Raw genomic sequence first — 18,995 nt, forward strand, 5'->3', positions numbered from 1 at the left:
GGGTGCTCCACCATTGCACGATATTAACGATCAAAAGCATCAGGAATGAAACTAGCAGCATCGTGGCGGCAATCGCCGTCGCGCCGACGTAGTCATACTGCTCCAGCCGGGTGATGATCAGCAGCGGAACGACCTCTGTCTTCATCGGCATATTTCCGGCGATGAAGACGACCGATCCGTACTCGCCCAGTGCCCGCGCGAACGCCAGCGCAAAGCCGGTCAAGAGTGCCGGCGTCAGGGTCGGCAGGATGACAAAACGAAAAGTCTGCGCACGGCTGGCGCCAAGACTGATGGCTGCCTCTTCGACCTCCTGGTCAAGGTCCTGCAGCACGGGTTGTACGGTGCGTACGACAAACGGCAGCCCGATGAACGTGAGTGCGATGCAGATGCCCAGGGGCGTGAACGCAATCGAACGATCCTTTTCTGAAATCAGACCGATCCACTGCAGGCCGCTAGCCTTGAGGATAGCCATGCCGTTTGGATCGAGTATTTTTCCAATCCAACCGTTGGGCGAATACAGCGCCGTCAGCGTGATTCCCGCGACCGCCGTCGGCAGCGCGAAGGGCAGGTCCACCAGCGCATCGGCGATGCGGCGCAGGGGAAAGCGGTAGCGGCTGAGCACCCAGGCGATGAGCAGGCCGCACAACAGATTGGCAAGACTGGCGATGAGCGCACTGCCCACCGTCACGCGCAAATCGGCCAGCACGCGCGGGCGCAGCACGATGTGCAGAAAACCGCGCCAACCGAGGCCGGCGGTGAACCACAACATGACCGCGAGCGGGCCGACAACGATGATTCCGAGCCAAAGCAACGTGAAGGTCAGGCTCGGCGCAAAACCGGGCAGGATGCTCGGCTCCCGCCACGTAACGCGGCGCGAACGGGAGGTGGTAGCGCTCATCGGAATTCAGTCAGCCTGCATAGACCTGGTCGAAAATCCCGCCATCGGCGAAGAATTCCGGCTGCGCCTTGGCCCAACCGCCGAACTGCGCAACCGTGACGAGGTCGAGCTGAGGAAACTGATGAGCATATTTCGCCAGGGAAGCGGGGTCACGCGGCCGGAAGAAATTGCGGCCAATCACGTCCTGGCCCGTCGGCGTATAGAGATATTCGAGATAGGCGGTGGCCAGCGCCCTGGTGCCGTGCCGGTCGACATTCGCGTCGACCACCGCGACCGGCGGTTCCGCCAGAATCGAGACCGACGGCAGCACCACCTGGAACTTTCCGCGGCCGGCCTGGGCAATGGAGAGATAGGCATCGCTCTCCCAGCCGACCAGAACGTCGCCGATGCCGCGCTGGGTGAAGGTGAGCGTGGCACCGTGCGCCCCGGTGTCGAGCACCGGAACATTGGCGAAGAAGGATTTGAGATAGGCCTTCGCTGCCGCCGGGTTGTTGCCGTTCGCCTTGAGCGCATAGGCCCAAGCGGCGAGCACGTTCCAGCGGGCGCCCCCGGAGGTTTTCGGGTTCGGCGTGATGACCTGGACGCCCGGCTTGATGAGATCGCTCCAGTCCCTGATGTTCTTGGGGTTTCCTTCGCGGACGAGGAAGACGATCGTGCTGGTATAAGGCGTGCTGTTATCCGGCAGGCGCGACTGCCAGTTCGCGGCGATGAGGCCGCGCTTGGCGATGGCGTCGATATCGTAGGACAGCGCCAACGTGACCACATCCGCCTGCAGCCCCTCGATCACCGCGCGGGCCTGAGCGCCGGAGCCGCCATGGGAGTAGCGCAGGGTCGGGGCAGTGCCGGTCTTTTGCTGCCAATAGGAAGTGAAGACCTTGTTGTAGTCGGCCCAGAGCGCCGCCGTGGGATCGTATGACACATTCAGCAGGCTGTCCGGTGCGGCCTGCGCGGCGCGCGGCAAGGAGAGCCCGGCGGCGCCGAGGGCAGCGAATTGCAGGGCTTGGCGACGGGTGAAGGGCACGGTCATGCTTGGCATCCTGACGGAGGTGTACGACGAAGACTCCAGTTAATATGATTTTATCTACTGTATCAATAGACTAAATCGTGACATATCCGGGACCAGCCTGGAAAGGCCAATTTTGATTCGGCATCCGCGCGTGGCCTTACGAGCCCGGGTAATCATGGCGTGTTTGGTTTGGCGGCGAGAACGCGGACCGCGACGGGGTTCCATCATCTCCCTCATCGGGTTTTTCCTCCACAGCGCGCTTCGCGCCGTCTGCCGGGGCCGGCATTTCACAGCCTTTGGCGGCAGAGCCTGGGACTTCCCCACCATATGTCTCGCGTCGATTTCGCGGCATGATTTTTCCCTTTTTCTATGCTTTTTCTATAGAAAGCGCACGGTCGGCCGTGCAACCGATAAATCTCACCTAGAGCGCGATGACTTTAAGTCGAACCATTTCAGGGTTCGACTTAAAGTCTGAATCGCCCTCTAGCCTATATCTAGAGGCGGATTCAGATTTTAGAGCGGATCGCTACGCGATTCGATCTAAAATCATCCGGCTCTAGAGAAAACTTCATGTCTCCCCGTGTTCTTGAAACATATAAATCCTTCTTCTTCCTGCTGATTGCGCGCCGCGTCATGACGCGCGGGACAGGATGGGGCTCACGCCGGAAGCGCCGTCTGCATCGCATCTGCGCCGGCCTCCAAGGCTTCGGTCAACCGGCGGCGAAAACGCTGAAACGCCTCATGCCCACGATCCCGCGGAAAGTTGAACGCCGTGCTTTCCCGTTGCAACACCCAGTCCGCGACAATACGCCCCGGCGGCCCACGCAGCGCGATCACCCGGGTGGCAAGCATCAGCGCCTCATCCATGTCATGGGTGATCAGCACCATCGTCGCTTTGAAATGCTGCGAGACATGCAGCACATGCGCCTGCATCTGCTCGCGTGTGAGCGGGTCGAGCGCACTGAACGGCTCGTCGAGCAGCAGGATTTCCGGCTTTGGCGCCAGCGCCCGCGCCAGTGCGACACGTTGCGCCATGCCGCCGGAAAGCTGCTTCGGCAACAGATCCCCGGCCGGCAACAAGCCGACCAGAGAGAGCGCCTCGTCCACCGCATTGTCCCGCATTTTGCCGTGGAGATGCCGCAAGCCGAAGGCAACGTTTTGCCGCACGTTCAGCCACGGCATCAGGCGCGGTTCCTGAAACACGTAGCCCACCAGGTCCGGGCGAATCGGCGCGCCGCCGAGCGTCACGCTGCCCTGGCTGGGCTGCTCCAGCCCGGCCAGGCAACGCAGCAACGTGCTTTTGCCGCTGCCGCTGCGGCCGATGATGGCTGTCAGCCCCTCTGCCGCCAGCGTGAGCGAGAGCGGGCCAAGGGCGGGCGCGGCGCCGAACGCTTTGGTCAGGCCGGCAATATGCACGTGCTGCGTCATGTCCGCCCCGACTCCAGTGTGATCGTGTCCTGCCAGGCGATCAGCCGCCGCGCGCCTTGGGCCAGCACCCAATCGGTCGCTTTGCCCAGCAGCGCAAAGGCGAAGATCGCGGCGATCACCTGGTCCGGCCGGCCGACCTCCTCGCCATTGGTGAGGATGAAGCCAAGGCCGTTGCTCGCCCCCATCATTTCCGCCGAAGCGACGAACATCCATCCCAACCCCAGCCCGCCGCGCAGTCCGGTAAGATAGGCGGGCAGACTCGCCGGCAATTGCACCCGCAGCAAAAGCGCCAGCCGGCCATAGCCATGCACGCGCCCGACCTCAATCAGTTTGCGGTCGACCCCGGCAATGCCGTTCATCAAGTTGAGGTAGACCGGGAAAAAGACACCCACCGCGATCAGCAGAATTTTCGAGACATCGTAAATGCCGAACCAAATGATGAAGAGCGGCACCCAGGCCAGAGACGGCACGTTGCGCAACGCCTGCAGCATCGGGTCCAGCAGGCGGCGGCCATAGGCGAAGGCGCCGGTGAGCGCGCCGGCGAGCGTCGCGGCCGCGGCCCCGAACAGGAACCCAAACGCAAGGCGGTGTGCCGTGGCGCCGATATCGATCCATAACGTGCCGTCGCGCGCCATGCCGACGATCGTCTGGGGCACGGTGAGCGGACTCGGCAACAGATCCGGTCCGACCCAGCCCAGACCGGCCACTAGCTGCCAGGCGAAAATGCAGATCGCTGGCAGGATGATGCCAAGCGGCCAGCGCCAGGTGCCGGCTGCTACCGGCATTGCATCCCGTCCCGCGGCGGTGAATTCCGCCGCCGAGGGCGCCAGCACCTTGTCAGCCATTCGCCAGGCGTCCTGTGAACTGGTTATCGGCCATCTGATCGACAACCGTCTGCACATCGACATTCGCCGGAATCAGCCCGAGCTTTTGGAAGAGCGTGCCGGTCGCGGCAATCCGCGCACGGCCATCCGCGTTGATTTGCGAAATGTCGAAATGCTGCCGAGTGAGTTGCAACTGGGCGACATCGACCGGCAAATTTGCCGCCTGTGCGAGAACGGGAACCAGGGCCTGCGGATTTTCCAACGCAAAGCGCCGCGCTCGTTCATAAGCTTGCAGCAGCTTGAAAACGATCTCGGGATGCGCCTGAACGAAATCGTCGCGCGCGACCAGCACATTCGGCGTGATGATGCCGGGATTACGGTAAAACAGCACGTCATGGTTCTGCAGTTGCGCTTCCGCCATGAACGGGTCCAATCCCGCCCAGGCATCGACATCTCCGCGGTCGAGCGCGGCACGGCCGAGCGGATGCTGCAACGGCACCAGTGAAATGTCATTCACCGTGAGCTGTGCATCGCTCAAGGCGCGGAGCAAGAATGCATAAGGTTCAGTCCCGGGCGTCGCCGCGACGCGCTTGCCCTTGAGATCGGCCGGGGTTTTGATGCCGGAACGGGCCTTGGCGACGAGTGCCGTGGTCTCCGACAGATCGTTCACATACACCGCCTGCACCGGCGTGCCGGTGGCGCGCGTCAGCAGCGTGGCCGAACCCGCCGCCGAACCCAGCACGATGCTCCGGCCGCGCAGAAATTCCAGCGCCTTGTTGCTGCCCTGGCTCAACACCCAGTTCACACTGATCCCGGGCCCAAGGGCTTCCTGCACCCAGTTATTATTTTTCAGAACCAGGCTGAGCGGGCTGTAATAGGCATAATCGATGGTGATGGAGGAGGGCGCCGCGGCACGGGCGCGGCCGATGGAAAACAGCGTGACAAAACCGGCAGAAGCGCCGGCGGCAAACGCCTGACGGCGGCGTAAACGCGGAAGTTTGGCCATTTTCCTCAATCCTCCGAAGGAAATTTATAACAACATAAATACTATCAATTTACTAGATTTATGTCTATATGGGTTCGAACGCCTTCTTGGAGTTTCAGATGACCATCGACCCTGCTGACAGCTTTGTGCTTTGGGCCATCCCCCGCTTCCACCGGACCGGCAAGGCCAAAAACGAAAATCTCCCCGCCGACACGCAACGACCGGGCCGAATTGCCACGAGCGGAATGGCGAAGGCTGCGCATGATTCGACCCAAGTCTCGCAGCAGAGTGAGAAGCAGAAAACAGCCGTTTTTTGAAAAAAGCGGCGCAAAAATTTTTGTTTTATGCTGGGCCAGTGGCGATGAAACCAGCACGGCCCAAAGTAAATAAAGTTTTTTTGCTACTTTTTGTTCACAAAAAGTAGCGCTTGCTTACCTTTTCCTTGCCGGGTGGTTGTCTGCCAAATACGGCCCCGCGCCGAATAGTTTTTCGCGCAGCGTGCCCGGCGCATATTCCATCTTGTAGCGGCCGCGCGCCTGCAATTCGGGAACCAGCAGATCGACGATGTCCGTGAATGTCTCGGGCAGCACCGCATAGGCAAGGTTGAAACCGTCGACGCCCGTACGGGCCATCCAGTCTTCCATGGCATCGGCAACGTCCTTGGCCGAACCCGCAAAGACCGGCCCCATCCCGCCGATGGCGACATGTTCGGCAACTTCCCGTACCGTCCATTCCCGTGCCGGATCGGCCTTGGTGAAATTCTCCAGCGCGGCCCGGCCGGCATCGTTTTCGATATAGCGGATTTTCTGATCCATGCCGTAGTCGGAATAATCGACGCCGACCCAGCCCGAGAGCAGCGTCAAAGCCCCCACATGGTCGATATAGGTTTTATACTCTGCAAGCTTGCGCAACGCCTCCGCACGGGTGGGCGCGATGATCGCCGTTGCCAACGCGAAGACGAGAATATCCTTATCCGCTCGCCCCGCCGCTTGTGCCGCCGCCCGCAAGCGGGCGACGCGCGGCCCGATCACCGCTTCCGTCGGCCCGGAGACGAACACGCATTCGGCATGGCGTGCCGCGAAAGCCTGCCCGGCGCCCGAACTGCCGGCCTGGTAGAGCACCGGGCTGCGCTGTGGCGAAGGTTGCGCAAGATGCAGCGCCTGCATGGAGAATTCCGGACCGCCATGGCGAATGACGCGCACTTTGTCCGGGTCCGCATAGAGGCCGTTAACGCGGTCGCGGCGGACCGCGTCATCGGCCCAACTCTGTTCCCATAGCCCATAGACCGCGCGCATATAATCTTCCGCCGCCTCGTAGCGGTCATCATGCGCCCGCTGCCGGGCCAGACCAAGCGCCCGGGCCGCGCTGTCCAGATAGCTGGTGACGATATTCCAGCCGACACGCCCCTGGGTAAGATGATCGAGCGTTGAGAAGCGGCGCGCCAGCAAAAACGGCGGCTCATAAGTCAACGATACCGTCACGCTGAAGCCGAGATTCGTGGTCACGGCCGCCATCGCCGGCACCAGCAGCAAAGGATCATGCGCCGGCAGTTGCACGCCATGCGATATCGCGGCTCGCGGGCCGTTGCCATACACATCGTAAGGCCCGAGCACGTCGGCCAGAAACACGCCGTCGAACAGCCCCCGCTCCCATAACCGCGCCAGATCCAGCCAGTGCGAAAGCTCCGTGAAACGACTTGAGGTATCGCGAGGATGGCGCCACAGGCCGGGCGAGAGATGCACCGGCGTGTTCATGATAAATGCGTTCAACCGGATGGATTTTTTCGTCATGTTCAGCGCCGATCGAAATGCGCGGCGAGACGGTCACCGGCGAATTGCAAAACCCAGACGAAGGCAATGAGAATTGCCACCACGGCAACAACCACCTTGATCTGGAACTCATCGTAACCGTAGCGGATCGCCAGATCGCCGAGCCCTCCGGCGCCCACCACCCCGGCCATCGCGGACGCGCCGATCAGCGTGACCAGCGTGACGACGAAACCCGAGATCAACCCCGGCAGCGCCTCAGGCAGAAAAACTTCGCGGACGATCGCCATCCGACCGCCGCCCATGGCGCGCACCGCCTCGACCAGCCCGCCATCGACGCCGCGCAGCGAGACTTCGGCGATGCGCGCATAATAAGGGGTGGCGGCAATCGCCAGCGGCACGATTGCCGCCATCGTGCCGATCGCCGTGCCGACGACCAGGCGTGTCAACGGAATGACCGCGACGAGGAGGATAATGAACGGCACCGAGCGAACCGCGTTGGCGATGGTTCCGACAACCCGGTTGATGAAAAGATTCGGCATGATGCCGCGCCGGTCCGTCACCACCAGCAACAACGCCAGCGGCAGACCCACGCCGAGGGAAATCGCGCCCGCGAGACCGACCATCTGCAAAGTCTGCAGAAAACACGCGAGCAGATCGTTATACGGCAAATTTGACATGCGCATCTTCCGGCGCCAGACCCGCGGCCTGCAGCATCAGCCGCGCCTCTGGCGAGCGCGGGTTTCTGAAAATCTCCTGCGTCGCGCCATCCTCGACGATGCGGCCATTTGCCAGCACCAGGGTTTGCTCGGCGATCTGTCGCACGACGTTCATTTCATGGGTGATCAGAACGATGGACAGACCGAATTTCCGGTTGATATTGCGCAGCAATTCCAGGATCGACAAGGTCGTTTCCGGGTCGAGCGCGGAGGTCGCCTCGTCGCACAACAACAGGCTCGCGGGCGAAATCGCCAAGCTTCTAACGGCGGCGAGCCGGGCACCGGTCAGCGGCGTGCACGCCGCCCAGTGAACCGCCCTAGAAGGGGCGGTCACCGGTGATCGTCACGCGGAAACCGGAACGGGTCTGCGGATGATAATCCCACAATGCCATATGCTGGACCGCGCGGTTGTCCCAGAAAGCGGCCGAGTTCCGCTGCCAGCGGAAGCGGGCCTGAAATTCCGGCCTGGTTGCGTGCGTGTAGAGAAAACGAAGGATCGCGTCGCTCTCATCGCGCGGCAGCTCGTTGATTTTGACCGTGAACATGGGGTTCACAAAAATCAGCTTGCGCCGTGACACCGGGTGCGTGCGGATCACCGGATGCACGGCGGTCGGGTAGATTTTGCCGGTTTCCGCGCGGCCATCGCGCGCGTTATGGCTGCGATACACATGCTCCCCCGAATGCGTCGCCGTGAGCCCATCAAGATAGATTTTCAGGCGTGGCGACAAAGCATCGTAGGCGGCGATCTGGCTTACGAACAGCGTGTCACCGCCAGCCGGCGGCACGGTGTGCAAATGCAGGATGCTTCCCATCGGCGGGATCTCGTCGCAGGACACGTCGGAGTGCCACATCTCCCCCGCAACCCTCTTCGAATTGGCATCGGCATGGATCGGCAGCAATTCGGGATAGCCCTCGGGGCCCGGTATGTTCGGATGGATATGCAACGTACCGAAATGCCGGCCGAGTGCCTTCAGGCTGGCGGGTTCGAGCGCCTGGTCGCGGAAAAACAGAACCAAATGGTCGAGCAGCGCCCGATTGATCTCTTCAGTCTCATGGTTGCTGAGCGGCCTGGTCAGGTCGATGCCAAAAATTTCCGCACCGACATGCGGGGTGAGCGGGCGAACATCAATCGATTCGTAACGCACCAGAGTGCCTCCTCTTGTCATAGCGACCCGTTGCGGCCGATAAAATTATAAAACCTGCCGAGATACTAGACTATTGTCAATCGCAGCGCCGGTAAAGCGCCCCTCGGCCCCCCGGAACTCGCGCGGCTCGCCGCCCCGGCCGCGAAGTAAGGAAGTAAGAAAGCAGCTGCTTTTTGAAAAAAGCGACGCAAAACCTTTCGGTTACGCCGGGCCTGGGGGTGAAACCGGCACGGGCCAAAAAGCAGCGCTTCCCCTAACCTACCATTACTTCCAGCCCCGCTCTGTCAGCGGCGAGCCGCTGGCCCGGCTGCCGCACTCCGGTTTTGAGGGAGGCAGGTCACTGAGCCCGCAAGGGCACGGGAAGACAGGGCCAGAGGCGTTGACCCGCGAGCCAGGAGACCTGCCGGTGTCGCGCTCACAATAACTGCCGGGCGGGGCGCGCAATCGGACGAATGATGAGAAAACCTAGAAACTTGCCGAGCGTTTCGCGGCGTTTTGCAAGGCGCGCCCGCTGCCGGAACCGACTGGGAAGGCCTTGGCTAAGGCGTTTTTTCGACTGGCTATGCGGGGAGGACGACGAGCAAAAGGCTGCGGACCATAGCCCTGAAAGCCCCCGCCCGGGCGATTGTTAGGCCGGAGGGCGCGCCAGGAGGTTCAGACGTTTTAGTCCTTCTCGAGAAGGGTCTTCCGGTAAGCTCTTCTAGTAATTCTAGCAATAAACCGGCCCTCGACTTTTCCATACAAGTCGCCTGTCAGCCATAGATCGCGTAGTTCGTCTCGTTCCTCGCGTGGCATTGCTGCCCACTTGACCGCAAACTCCGTCATCTCTTTCGCCTTGACGGCCTTTTCCTCGGCTTTCCATTTTGCGAAAGCGGCCTTTCCCTCGGCTGTCGGATTACCACGCGCGCCATAGCGGAATTCACTGACCGCCTTCGCCAGGTTGCTTGCCGTCCAGGGGGTTTCCCGTCCTGTAAATGATCCCAACCTCAATTCAGAGCCGCAGCGACCGCCGCCCAGCTAAATCGTTCTTCGCGGTTTAGCTGGGTCAGTTTATCGACGTTGTCCCGGATCCAGGGCGTGATTTGGCTGCCTGGCCGCCATCCTTGCCGAAGTCGGTCAGCGAGCGCCGAAATCTCGGCCGGGGTGAAAGTGGGGGGCCTTGGGCATGGCGGATTTTTCCTCCAAAACCCACTGACGGTCAACCATAATTCAGTGGATAATTCCGAGGTATCTTCTGAAGTACCTTCTAACATATATTCCGAGGTACCTTCCGAAGTACTTTCTGGAGTACCTTCTGAGGATAGTTTCGGATTTTAGGGGGTGTTTCGAGGGGGGCGTTTGCAACAGACCAAGGAACCCTTCGGGATGCGGATGAAAACGTAACGAACTGGCGGCGTCATCGCCTTGCGGCCTCAGGGCCGTCGAACGTCGTGCTCTTCTTCTGCTGCCGGTTCGGTGGGGGGGAGGGCGTCGGCGGCCGACGCCTACCGCGCCGTCGATGCCGGAACGGCGATATCCCGAACTTGCGCATTTTCAAGGCCGGGGGATAATCCCCCGGCGCTGGCAATCATCCCCCCATCGTCGGCGTCGAGGACCGCCCGATCAAGGGTATCCACAACGAAAACGTTACGAATCAACAGAGAGGCCGATCAAAATGGACTATCAGATTTTCGAGGCCGGCGATGTCGTTTTGCAGAGCGGCGCCACCATCCGTTCCGCGAAACTCGCCTATAAGACCTTCGGCACGCTGAACGCCGCCAAGGATAACGTCATCGTCTATCCCACCTGGTATTCTGGCCAGCACTACGACAACGAATGGCTGGTCGGATCTGGCCGCGCGCTCGATCCCGCGACGCAGTTCATCATCGTTCCCAACATGCTCGGCAACGGGCTGTCCTCGTCGCCCAGCAATACCCCCGAGCCCTATAACGGTCCGCGCTTCCCGCGCGTTACCGCCTATGACAATGTCCACCTGCAGCACCGCCTGGTGACCGAGAAATTCGGCATCGAGCGGGTCCGCATGGTCACCGGCTGGTCGATGGGCGCGCTGCAGACTTTCCACTGGGGCGCGCTCTACCCGGACATGGTCGAGCGGATCGCCCCGTTCTGCGGCTCCGCCAAATGCTCGCGCCACAATTTCGTCTTTCTCGAAGGCGTGAAGGCGGCTCTCACCGCGGACACCGCCTTCGCCCAGGGCTGGTACAAATCCAAGCCCGAGACCGGGCTGCGGGCCATGGCCCGCGTCTATGCCGGTTGGGGTTTCTCCCAGGCTTTCTACCGCGAGCAACTGGATATCAAGGCGCTCGGCTATTCCTCGCTCGAGGACTTCCTGGTGGCTTTCTGGGAAGGCTTCTTCCTGCCGAAGGACGCGAACAACCTGCTCGCCATGCTTTGGACCTGGCAGAACGGCGATATCAGCGCCAATGAGATCTATAACGGCGATTTTCCGAAGGCGCTGGCCGCGATCAAGCCCAAGGCCTTCGTCATGCCGGGCCAGACCGATCTCTATTTCCCTCCCGAAGACAGCGCGTTCGAGGTCAAGCACATGCCGAACGCCGTGCTGATCCCGGTGCCCTCGATCTGGGGCCATTTCGCAGGCGGCCCCGGCACCAACCCGAAGGATGTCGATTTCATCGACGCCAAGCTCAAGGAGCTGCTGGGAAGCTGATTACAGTTGCAACCGCCGGTCGGGGAGTGGCCGGCGGTTATTCAATAGTCGCTCCACCGGAGACCCGCAGGCGCGAAGCCGGCGATCCGTGCTCGCACCGGCGAAGGGCGGAAGCTTGCCAAGGACCAGGGTAAAGATGGGCAGAAAGCCCAAGCTGACGGAGCATCAAAGGCAGGAAGAAGCGGCTTCATAGGCAGCTTAACAAATGATGGGCGTTTGGATGTCCAGGGCGCTGCGAAATCCGTCAAGGCGATGTCGGACCAGCGCGACATATTCTTCTAGCGGCAGATCGCGATCATCAATTGCCGCGATTCCACGCGAGGCGGAAATCAATACAGACCCGGTTTGGGTGGATAAAGACGAGATTATTGCCGGATCTCCTCCCTGCACCCCGAGGCCTGGCGCCAGAAAGATGGAGCGGGGCATGGCAACACGCAGTTGCTGCCCTTCTACCGGATAGGTGGCGCCGACAACAGCCCCGACGGCGCCAATGCCGTGGTCGCCTAAGGTCTCATCAGCCCAACTTGCTACCCTGTCGGCCACGTGTCGGGAAACGGACTTGTTGCTGACATTCCGATCCTGCAACCAACCTGACCCGGGATTGGATGTCTTCACCAAAACAAAAAGCCCTTTGCCGTATTCGCGTGCGCAATCCACGAAAGGTTCAAGCGTTTCGGAGCCAAGAAACGGGTTGATCGTCAGACAGTCTACTTCGAGGTCAGAGCCGCCGGGCACGAGATAAGCGCGAGCATAGGCCTCCGCTGTTGAACCGATATCGCCTCGCTTTGCATCCATAATAATCGCGAACCCTCGTTCGCGTGCGATGGCGATGCATCTCGCCAGACGCACTATCCCCGCACTGCCAAACGCCTCGAAATAGGCCGACTGAAACTTCACAAACCCAACCTTGCCCTCCGCGCCATTAAGGAGGGTAGTCGTGTAGCGTTCCAAAAAATCATCCGGCTCGACTAAGAGCGATCTCGGCGCATGGGTTATGACGGGATCTATGCCGAGGACGAGGGGCCCTAATGCACCCGCCTTCGATTTTACTATGTCGCCCCAATGCATGTCACTTCCTTAGATCGTCCCTGCCGAGGGACGTTTGGCATGTGCACTCGACGGTTACAATCGAACAGTGCTCAAGCCGATGCCGCGCACCGCCACCTCGCCGACTGTCTCGATCAGGTGACTCATCGAGCGCCCAAGATGACCGAGTTTCCAGACCAGTAGTGTGTCACCGGCACGTAAATATCTCGCTGACCGGCGACTATGCGGGAATGTCGAAGACCGGCCCGATCCGGATGCCTTGCGGGCCGCTGAATGCGCCAACCGGTACGCCCGCCACCACATCCCACACTGCGGGCGTGACCAGGCGGTGAATCATCACCTGCTTTTCTACCTTTGGGCTTCTGGGATCATGGGGTCGCAGCGGCTGGGCCTGTATCTCCAGACAAGCCTTGAATTCAGCCGCCGGCATGGGGGTCAAACACACCTCATACCAGAGCTCTTTCACCGACCGCAGCCATCCGGCGCCGCTTTTGCGAAGCTTCAGAGCTGAATAATTCCTTATCAAGGTCTTACTTATCAACAAACAATGCTCTTGAATAACCTAACTTGTTGGGTTATTCCGTAAGAATGGTCACTGTATTTCGCGGTCACGGCCTACAGGTGATCATCTTCGTCGACGATCACCTGCCGGCCCACGTCCACGTCTTCGGTGACGGTCATGCTAAGATCAATCTGCACGGTGCTGATGGCGCCCCTGAACTGATCTGGGCTGAAGGTATGACCCGCACCGAGGTCCGCCGCGCCATGCGGATAGTTCTTGAGCAGCAAATACTGCTGCTGGCCCGATGGGAGGAGATCCATGGTTGAATTGACTGACGCCCAGATCGACGCTGCTACGGAACGCGGCAAGATCGCGCACCTGAATGAGCCACGTGCAATAAAGGCTCGATACAACAAAAAACTCGGACGTATGGTCGTTGAATTGACAAACGGATGCACCTTCACTTTCCCGCCGCATCTCGCCCAGGGATTGGAAGCTGCAACGGACGAGCAACTGGCCCAAGTCGAAATTCTCGGGGCCGGGTATGGCCTTCATTGGGAAGCACTCGACGCTGATTTGTCGGTTCCCGGCCTGCTCATGGGCCTGTTTGGAACCAAAGCCTATATGGCCAGACAGGCCGGTCGAGCAACGTCTGCGGCCAAAGCTGCAGCGGCACGGCAAAACGGCGCAAAAGGCGGACGCCCTCCGAAGTCAGCTCGCAGATGATAGCGTGGTGAGTTAATCAAGACTTTCGGAAAACCGCCCCAGTCAGGCGGCTACTGCGCCAGCGCCCGATAGAGGGTCGCCCGATGCACCCCGAATAGGCGGGCGACCTCAGCGACCGGTTTGCCTTCCTGCTCAGTGAGCTGCCGGGCATGGGCGATCTGCTTGGTCGAGAGAGAAGGGCGGGGACCGAACCGCACCCCGCGCGCCTTGGCGGCGATCCGGCCGGTGCTGGTGCGTTCCACAATAAGGGAGCGCTCGAAATCGGCTATGCCGGCGAACACGGTCAGCACCATGCGCCCGGCCGGGGTGGTGGTATCAGCCCACGGTTCGGCTAGTGAGCGCAGGCCGGCCCCGGCCTCCTTGATGCGCTCGGCGATTTCCAGCAGGTCGCGGGTGGACCGGGCGAGGCGATCAAGGCGTGTTATCGTCACCACGTCGCCAGCCCGCAGATGATCTAGCAGCCTCTCCAGCTCCGGCCGGTTGCGCTTCGCGCCGCTAATTTTTTCCTCGAAAATGCGGGTGCAGTCAGCCTCCCGCAACAGGGCGCGCTGTTGCTCCTCCTGGTCAGTCATCGGGGTCAGGCTCCGTGTTGATGCTGACCTCCTCATCATCGTTCTCATCTCCATGGCAGTCGGGCGCCCTTTCACGCTGCAATATGCCCGAGAGCAGGTTGCGCGTGAATTCTGGGACAGTCCGGAATTCATGCGTACCAACTACGTTATAACCGGGGCTTGGGCCGTGGCCTTCACCCTGATGGTGCTCGCCGAACTTGCCCTGCTCTATGTTCCCACACTGCCGCACCGCATCGGGGTTATTGTGATTATCGCGGCGTTGATCGGCGCCGTTAAATTTACCGGCTGGTATCCGGAACACGTTAGAAGTTCGCAGAACTTTTGAACTATTATCAAGGCTGGGGGCCACGTCGTCTGGCGCCGCCCGGACCTGGCAAGTGTCTGCTTCCGGCAAGCAGGCAGGCCCCGCACGCGAATTGTGTAGATGGGCCGAGAGCGGCCAGTCTGGCTTCAGACGAAAGGATAGGCGCCGTCGCCGTTTGGGCGGTGCAAGAAATAGCGCTTGTGGGTGATCTTCGGTTCGCCCTGATCGCCCTTTCGGAAGCTCACAAAATCGGGCTTGGAGATGGTCCCGTTGCCCTGCTGAACATCTTTATAGGTGAAGTCGAATTCGAAGTCGGCGTATCGGGAGAGGTAGAGATCAATCGTCTCTTCCAGCGCGAGTTCCGTCATCGCGTTGAAGAAGGATGATTTTTCGTTCAATTGAAGGCGGCGCACGCTGTCGCCGCCAAGGTCGTTTTCCCAGACGAACAGGTCCTCAGTAAAGGCGTTGAAATAGAGCGTGTCGGGCGTGCCGGTCGGGTTCTTCTTGGTTTTGCGTTTTCCTGCGTCCTTGAACTCCATCGACAGGCGGGTCTTCCTCATTGCTCAGATGGGGATCACCAAGGGGCGGTTTGTTGAAAAACTTCTTCGCGGTGCGTGCGCGGCGGGGCTGGCTAAGCGTAGGATTGACGCCTGATCTATCGCCGTCATCTTGTGGGTAGAACCGTGGGTACATCATCAATGAACGAACAAATATTACCCAAAACAACAACTTAACGGAGATTGTTGGCGGAAGAGGTGGGATTCGAACCCACGGTACGCTTGCACGTACGGCGGTTTTCAAGACCGCTGCCTTAAACCACTCGGCCACCCTTCCAACGCCTTGAAAGTCAAGGGTTTCTGCCGCTCAGCCATCGCTTGTGGCCGGCCGGGCCGAGGGCTTTGTGCGAAACTTGCCCGGGACTGTCAAGGCGAGCCTTCGTCTTCGCCGCCATTGATTGGCAACAAACACGACGGCCTTGGGCAATAGGCCCGCGTGTCTTCCCGCGAGTAAACTGAGAGCTTTTCCGATTGGCGACCTGCGGCGAAAATGGTAAGGAAATCAAAAACCTCGCGCAGCCGATAAGCGCATTTTCTGGGATTCGGAAGCTTATGCGGACAGCTCTGATTACCGGCGTCACCGGGCAGGACGGGGCCTATCTCTCGCATTTTTTGCTCGGCAAGGGCTATCGGGTCATCGGCATGGTGCGCCGCTCGGCCTCCTCGGACGTGATCGGCGAGCGGCTGCGCTGGCTCGGTATTCTGGATCGGGTCGAACTGGTCGACGGCAATTTGACCGATCTCGCCAGCCTGATCCGCCTGGTTGCCGAGTATCAGCCGGACGAGGTCTATAATCTCGCGGCGCAGAGCTTCGTCGCCACCTCCTGGCAGCAAAGCCTTGTCACCGGCCAGGTCACCGGTATCGGCGCGGTCAACATGCTGGAAGCTTTGCGCATCGCCAATCCCAAGGCGCGCTTCTATCAGGCGTCCTCATCGGAAATGTTCGGGAAAATCCAGGAACCGAGACAGTCCGAGAGAACCCCATTCTATCCGCGCTCGCCCTATGCCGCTGCCAAGCTCTACGCCCATTGGATGACGGTGAACTACCGCGAGAGTTTTGGCCTGCACGCTTCGTCAGGCATTCTGTTCAATCATGAGAGCCCGCTGCGTGGCATCGAATTCGTCACCCGCCGCATCACCGATGGCGTGGCGCGCATCAAGCTCGGCCTCGCCGATCATCTGCCGCTCGGCAATCTCGCCGCCATGCGCGATTGGGGCCATGCGCGCGACTATGTGCAGGCGATGTGGCTGATGTTGCAGCAGGAATCACCGGGCGATTACGTGATCGCCACCGGCAGGACGCGCAGCGTGCGCGAGTTTTGCGAGCTGGCTTTTGCGCATGCCGGGTTGCGGGCGGATGATCATATCCGCATCGACCCCGCACGCTTCCGAACCGCCGAGGTCGACGTGCTCTGCGGCAACGCCGCCAAGGCGGAACAGACCTTCGGCTGGCGGCCGACGGCGACGTTGGAGGAGCTGGCTGCGGAAATGGTGGACGCCGATCTGGTCCGGCATCGGGTAAAGCATGGAAGCTGGAGCGATCGCCCGTGAAGACGCAGCACAACGCAGATCGGCGGGGCCATGTTACCTTACATGGATGCAAGGTTAGAGCATGAACGATCGCAAGCCATCACGCGCCCGGACCATTCTCGTCACCGGCGCCACCGGGTTTGTCGGAAGCCATTTGATGCCGGCTCTGGCGGCTTCCTTCCCCGAAGATCGGATTGTCGGCACCAGCCATCAGGGCGAGGGCGGTCTGAAGACATTGGATGTCACGCAGCGTGAGTCCGTTCGCGCCCTCATCGCGGCGGAAGCCCCGGACATCTGTTTTCATCTGGCCGGGATCGCAGCTCTGGGAGAGGCGCTGGCCGATCGCGACCGGGCCTGGCGCGTCAACCTGCATGGTAGCCTGCATCTTGCCGAAGCCATTCTGGCCGAGGCCCCGCATTGCCGATTGATTTTTGTGTCCAGCGCGGAGGCTTATGGTGCCAGCTTCAACGCCGGAACGCCTTTGGATGAGACGGCGCCGCTGGCGCCAATGAATCTTTACGCGGCGACCAAGGCCGCGGCGGATCTGGCGCTGGGCGCGCAAGTGAGGGAAGGACTGCGTTTGCTGCGGCTGCGCCCGTTCAACCATACCGGTCCGGGCCAGGATGAGCGTTTTGTCGTGCCTGCTTTTGCCGGGCAGATCGCCCGCATCGAAGCCGGGCTGATCGCGCCGGAACTGTTCGTGGGCCGCCTCACGTCGGAACGTGATTTTCTCGACATTCGTGATGTCTGCGACGCTTATGCGCGTTGCGCCGCCCGTGAGGGCGATCTGGCCGATGACGAGATCCTCAATCTCGCCTCCGGCCGTGCCGTCCGGATCGGCGATCTGTTGGAGCGGATGCTGGCCTTGAGTCCCGTCAAAATCATTGTCCGCCAGGAGTCCAGCCGCTTGCGTAATGCGGAAATGCCAAAAGCCATCGGCGCTGCCGGCAAAGCCGGAAAATTGCTGGGGTGGCAGCCAAGAATCGAAATCGAGGAGACGGTGGAGACAGTATTGCGGGAAGCGAGGAAGAAAGTGGCCGCTTTTTGAAAAAAGCGGCGCAAAAATTTTTGTTATGCTGGGCCTGAGACTGTGTCGGCGACAACGCCCATGGCCCAGCATAACAAAGTTTTTTTGCTACTTTTTGTTCACAAAAAGTAGCGCTTCCTTTCTTCCTTCCTTAAGCATGGTCGCAAATCTCGTGGAGAATCCGGCCGAGTTCGGTCTTGCCGATCATGCTGGCGCGGGCGCGCAAGGCGGGGGCGTCGATGAAGCCCATGCGGAAGGCCACTTCTTCCGGGCTGCCCACCAGATTGCCCTGGCGGGACTGGATGGTCTGCACGAAGGTCGCCGCCTGCAACAGGGAATCCGGCGTGCCGGCATCGAGCCAGGCGGTGCCCCGGCCGAGCCGTTCCACAGCCAGCGCTTCTTCCTGCAAATAGACCCGGTTGAGGTCAGTGATTTCCAGCTCCCCGCGCGCCGAGGGGCGCAGGCGGCGGGCGAATGACGTGACCCGGCTGTCGTAGAAATACAAGCCCGTGACAGCCCAGGACGATTCCGGCCGCGTGGGCTTCTCGACGATTTCCTTCGCTTTGCCGTCTTCATCGAATGACACCACGCCGTAGCGCTCCGGGTCGCGCACCTGATAGGCGAACACGGTCGCCCCGTCGGCGCGCGCGCTCGCCGCGCGGAGCAGGGGGGAGAGATGGTCGCCATGGATGAGATTGTCGCCCAGCACCAGCGCGCAGCCTTCGCCGGCAATCCATTCTTCGCCGATCAAAAACGCCTGGGCGATGCCGTCCGGGCTGGGCTGCGCGGCATAGGAGATGCGAACGCCGAGATGCGCGCCGTCATGGAACAGACGCTGGAATTGCGGCAGATCCTGCGGGGTGGAGATCACCAGCACATCGCGGATGCCCGCCAGCAGCAAGGTGGCGAGGGGGTAATACACCATCGGCTTGTCATAGACCGGCAGCAATTGCTTGGAGGTCGCCTGGGTGATCGGGTGCAGGCGGGTGCCCGACCCGCCCGCGAGAAGAATGCCTTTGCGGATCATGCCGTCACTCCCAATCTTTCTGCGGTTCCCAGTCTCTGGCCGTGATATTTCTGCGCGCGAATGCCCTCCCACCAGGCCCGGTTGTCCAGATACCAGTCGATGGTGGCGGCGAGCCCGCGCTCGAAATCATGCGCGGCCCGCCAGCCCAAAGCCGCCTCGGCGCGTGTGGGGTCGATCTCATAGCGGTTGTCGTGGCCGGGGCGGTCCGCGACGAAGCGGATCAGCCGCTCCCTTGCCCCCGACGGGCTCGGCAACCTTGCGTCC

Annotated in this window: 22 protein-coding genes, 1 tRNA gene and 2 pseudogenes; 7 read left to right on the plus strand and 18 right to left on the minus strand. The window is 61.0% G+C overall.

The genetic code is table 11. The annotated features are described in order from the left end of the window. The 5 genes from VNC39_RS13380 to VNC39_RS13400 all read right to left on the minus strand — a co-directional run. Nucleotides 1–898 (minus strand): ABC transporter permease (locus tag VNC39_RS13380; protein WP_325400020.1); only part of this gene is annotated, 898 nt, incomplete at its 3' end. A 10-nt stretch (nucleotides 899–908) separates the two neighbouring features. After that, the gene (locus VNC39_RS13385; protein ID WP_325400022.1) at nucleotides 909–1,934 is read right to left on the minus strand and encodes a sulfate ABC transporter substrate-binding protein; all 1,026 of its coding nucleotides are present in this window, start codon (nucleotides 1,932–1,934) and stop codon (nucleotides 909–911) included. Nucleotides 1,935–2,561: 627 nt separating this feature from the next. After that, a complete protein-coding gene (locus VNC39_RS13390; protein WP_325400024.1) occupies nucleotides 2,562–3,332 on the minus strand; it encodes an ABC transporter ATP-binding protein in 771 nt (256 codons plus the stop codon). Beyond that, nucleotides 3,329–4,177: an ABC transporter permease gene (locus VNC39_RS13395; RefSeq protein ID WP_325400026.1), complete on the minus strand. Its 849-nt coding sequence runs from the start codon at nucleotides 4,175–4,177 to the stop codon at nucleotides 3,329–3,331. The genes VNC39_RS13390 and VNC39_RS13395 overlap by 4 nt, the downstream gene beginning before the upstream one ends. Then, complete coding sequence (locus VNC39_RS13400; RefSeq protein WP_325400028.1) at nucleotides 4,170–5,162, minus strand: aliphatic sulfonate ABC transporter substrate-binding protein; 993 nt, start codon at nucleotides 5,160–5,162, stop codon at nucleotides 4,170–4,172. The genes VNC39_RS13395 and VNC39_RS13400 overlap by 8 nt, the downstream gene beginning before the upstream one ends. 98 nt (nucleotides 5,163–5,260) lie before the next feature. Here VNC39_RS13400 and VNC39_RS13405 point away from each other — a divergent pair, with 98 nt between their 5' ends. After that, entirely contained in the window at nucleotides 5,261–5,458 is a 198-nt protein-coding gene (locus VNC39_RS13405; protein WP_325400030.1) for a hypothetical protein, read from the plus strand. Between the two features lie 114 nt (nucleotides 5,459–5,572). Here the strand turns inward: VNC39_RS13405 and VNC39_RS13410 are convergent, their stop codons facing one another. From VNC39_RS13410 to VNC39_RS13430, 5 genes and pseudogenes are all read right to left on the minus strand, one after another. Continuing rightward, nucleotides 5,573–6,931, minus strand: a complete 1,359-nt coding sequence (locus tag VNC39_RS13410; RefSeq protein ID WP_325400032.1) for an LLM class flavin-dependent oxidoreductase — start codon at nucleotides 6,929–6,931, stop codon at nucleotides 5,573–5,575. Nucleotides 6,932–6,933: 2 nt separating this feature from the next. After that, on the minus strand, nucleotides 6,934–7,587 hold the full coding sequence (locus tag VNC39_RS13415) for a methionine ABC transporter permease (protein WP_325400034.1): 654 nt from the start codon (nucleotides 7,585–7,587) through the stop codon (nucleotides 6,934–6,936). 70 nt (nucleotides 7,588–7,657) lie between these two features. After that, nucleotides 7,658–7,903 (minus strand): annotated as a pseudogene (locus VNC39_RS17530) (methionine ABC transporter ATP-binding protein); the annotation flags it as partial. A gap of 40 nt (nucleotides 7,904–7,943) precedes the next feature. Beyond that, nucleotides 7,944–8,771: a TauD/TfdA dioxygenase family protein gene (locus VNC39_RS13425; RefSeq protein WP_325400036.1), complete on the minus strand. Its 828-nt coding sequence runs from the start codon at nucleotides 8,769–8,771 to the stop codon at nucleotides 7,944–7,946. 663 nt (nucleotides 8,772–9,434) lie between these two features. Further along, nucleotides 9,435–9,755, minus strand: a complete 321-nt coding sequence (locus VNC39_RS13430) for a hypothetical protein (protein ID WP_325400038.1) — start codon at nucleotides 9,753–9,755, stop codon at nucleotides 9,435–9,437. A gap of 670 nt (nucleotides 9,756–10,425) precedes the next feature. Between VNC39_RS13430 and VNC39_RS13435 the strand changes: the two genes are divergently transcribed. Continuing rightward, nucleotides 10,426–11,439, plus strand: coding sequence for an alpha/beta fold hydrolase (locus tag VNC39_RS13435; protein WP_325400040.1), 1,014 nt, complete (start codon nucleotides 10,426–10,428; stop codon nucleotides 11,437–11,439). Nucleotides 11,440–11,637: 198 nt separating this feature from the next. Here VNC39_RS13435 and pyrF read toward each other — a convergent pair whose 3' ends face one another. The 3 genes from pyrF to VNC39_RS13450 are packed head-to-tail and all read right to left on the minus strand — an operon-like array spanning nucleotide 11,638 to nucleotide 12,952. Further along, a complete protein-coding gene (gene pyrF, locus VNC39_RS13440; protein ID WP_325400042.1) occupies nucleotides 11,638–12,507 on the minus strand; it encodes an orotidine-5'-phosphate decarboxylase in 870 nt (289 codons plus the stop codon). 54 nt (nucleotides 12,508–12,561) lie between these two features. Then, the gene (locus VNC39_RS13445) at nucleotides 12,562–12,789 is read right to left on the minus strand and encodes a recombinase family protein (RefSeq protein ID WP_325400044.1); all 228 of its coding nucleotides are present in this window, start codon (nucleotides 12,787–12,789) and stop codon (nucleotides 12,562–12,564) included. Beyond that, nucleotides 12,707–12,952, minus strand: a complete 246-nt coding sequence (locus VNC39_RS13450) for a hypothetical protein (protein WP_325400062.1) — start codon at nucleotides 12,950–12,952, stop codon at nucleotides 12,707–12,709. The genes VNC39_RS13445 and VNC39_RS13450 overlap by 83 nt, the downstream gene beginning before the upstream one ends. Before the next feature lie 122 nt (nucleotides 12,953–13,074). Here VNC39_RS13450 and VNC39_RS13455 point away from each other — a divergent pair, with 122 nt between their 5' ends. Both VNC39_RS13455 and VNC39_RS13460 read left to right on the plus strand, forming a co-directional pair. Beyond that, a complete protein-coding gene (locus VNC39_RS13455; protein WP_325400046.1) occupies nucleotides 13,075–13,314 on the plus strand; it encodes a DUF4160 domain-containing protein in 240 nt (79 codons plus the stop codon). Beyond that, complete coding sequence (locus VNC39_RS13460; protein WP_325400048.1) at nucleotides 13,307–13,714, plus strand: DUF2442 domain-containing protein; 408 nt, start codon at nucleotides 13,307–13,309, stop codon at nucleotides 13,712–13,714. Before VNC39_RS13455 ends, VNC39_RS13460 begins: the two co-directional genes overlap by 8 nt. Nucleotides 13,715–13,764: 50 nt before the next feature. Here VNC39_RS13460 and VNC39_RS13465 read toward each other — a convergent pair whose 3' ends face one another. Beyond that, complete coding sequence (locus tag VNC39_RS13465) at nucleotides 13,765–14,322, minus strand: recombinase family protein (RefSeq protein WP_408840741.1); 558 nt, start codon at nucleotides 14,320–14,322, stop codon at nucleotides 13,765–13,767. A gap of 16 nt (nucleotides 14,323–14,338) precedes the next feature. Here VNC39_RS13465 and VNC39_RS13470 point away from each other — a divergent pair, with 16 nt between their 5' ends. Then, complete coding sequence (locus VNC39_RS13470; protein WP_325400052.1) at nucleotides 14,339–14,611, plus strand: hypothetical protein; 273 nt, start codon at nucleotides 14,339–14,341, stop codon at nucleotides 14,609–14,611. Between the two features lie 125 nt (nucleotides 14,612–14,736). Here VNC39_RS13470 and VNC39_RS13475 read toward each other — a convergent pair whose 3' ends face one another. Then, nucleotides 14,737–15,150 (minus strand): hypothetical protein, encoded by a 414-nt coding sequence (locus VNC39_RS13475; RefSeq protein WP_325400054.1) that lies wholly within the window; start codon nucleotides 15,148–15,150, stop codon nucleotides 14,737–14,739. 184 nt (nucleotides 15,151–15,334) lie between these two features. Next, nucleotides 15,335–15,424 (minus strand) — tRNA-Ser (locus tag VNC39_RS13480). Between the two features lie 275 nt (nucleotides 15,425–15,699). Between VNC39_RS13480 and VNC39_RS13485 the strand changes: the two genes are divergently transcribed. Both VNC39_RS13485 and VNC39_RS13490 read left to right on the plus strand, forming a co-directional pair. Next, entirely contained in the window at nucleotides 15,700–16,698 is a 999-nt protein-coding gene (locus VNC39_RS13485) for a GDP-mannose 4,6-dehydratase (RefSeq protein ID WP_325400056.1), read from the plus strand. Nucleotides 16,699–16,759: 61 nt separating this feature from the next. Continuing rightward, nucleotides 16,760–17,725, plus strand: a complete 966-nt coding sequence (locus tag VNC39_RS13490; RefSeq protein ID WP_325400058.1) for an NAD-dependent epimerase/dehydratase family protein — start codon at nucleotides 16,760–16,762, stop codon at nucleotides 17,723–17,725. Between the two features lie 130 nt (nucleotides 17,726–17,855). Here the strand turns inward: VNC39_RS13490 and rfbA are convergent, their stop codons facing one another. Further along, nucleotides 17,856–18,731, minus strand: coding sequence for a glucose-1-phosphate thymidylyltransferase RfbA (rfbA, locus tag VNC39_RS13495; RefSeq protein WP_325400060.1), 876 nt, complete (start codon nucleotides 18,729–18,731; stop codon nucleotides 17,856–17,858). Continuing rightward, nucleotides 18,728–18,995 (minus strand): annotated as a pseudogene (locus VNC39_RS13500) (dTDP-glucose 4,6-dehydratase); the annotation flags it as partial. The gene rfbA and the pseudogene VNC39_RS13500, both read right to left, overlap by 4 nt.

The sequence above is a fragment of the Acidocella sp. genome (genome assembly GCF_035535915.1).
Lineage (GTDB): Bacteria > Pseudomonadota > Alphaproteobacteria > Acetobacterales > Acetobacteraceae > Acidocella.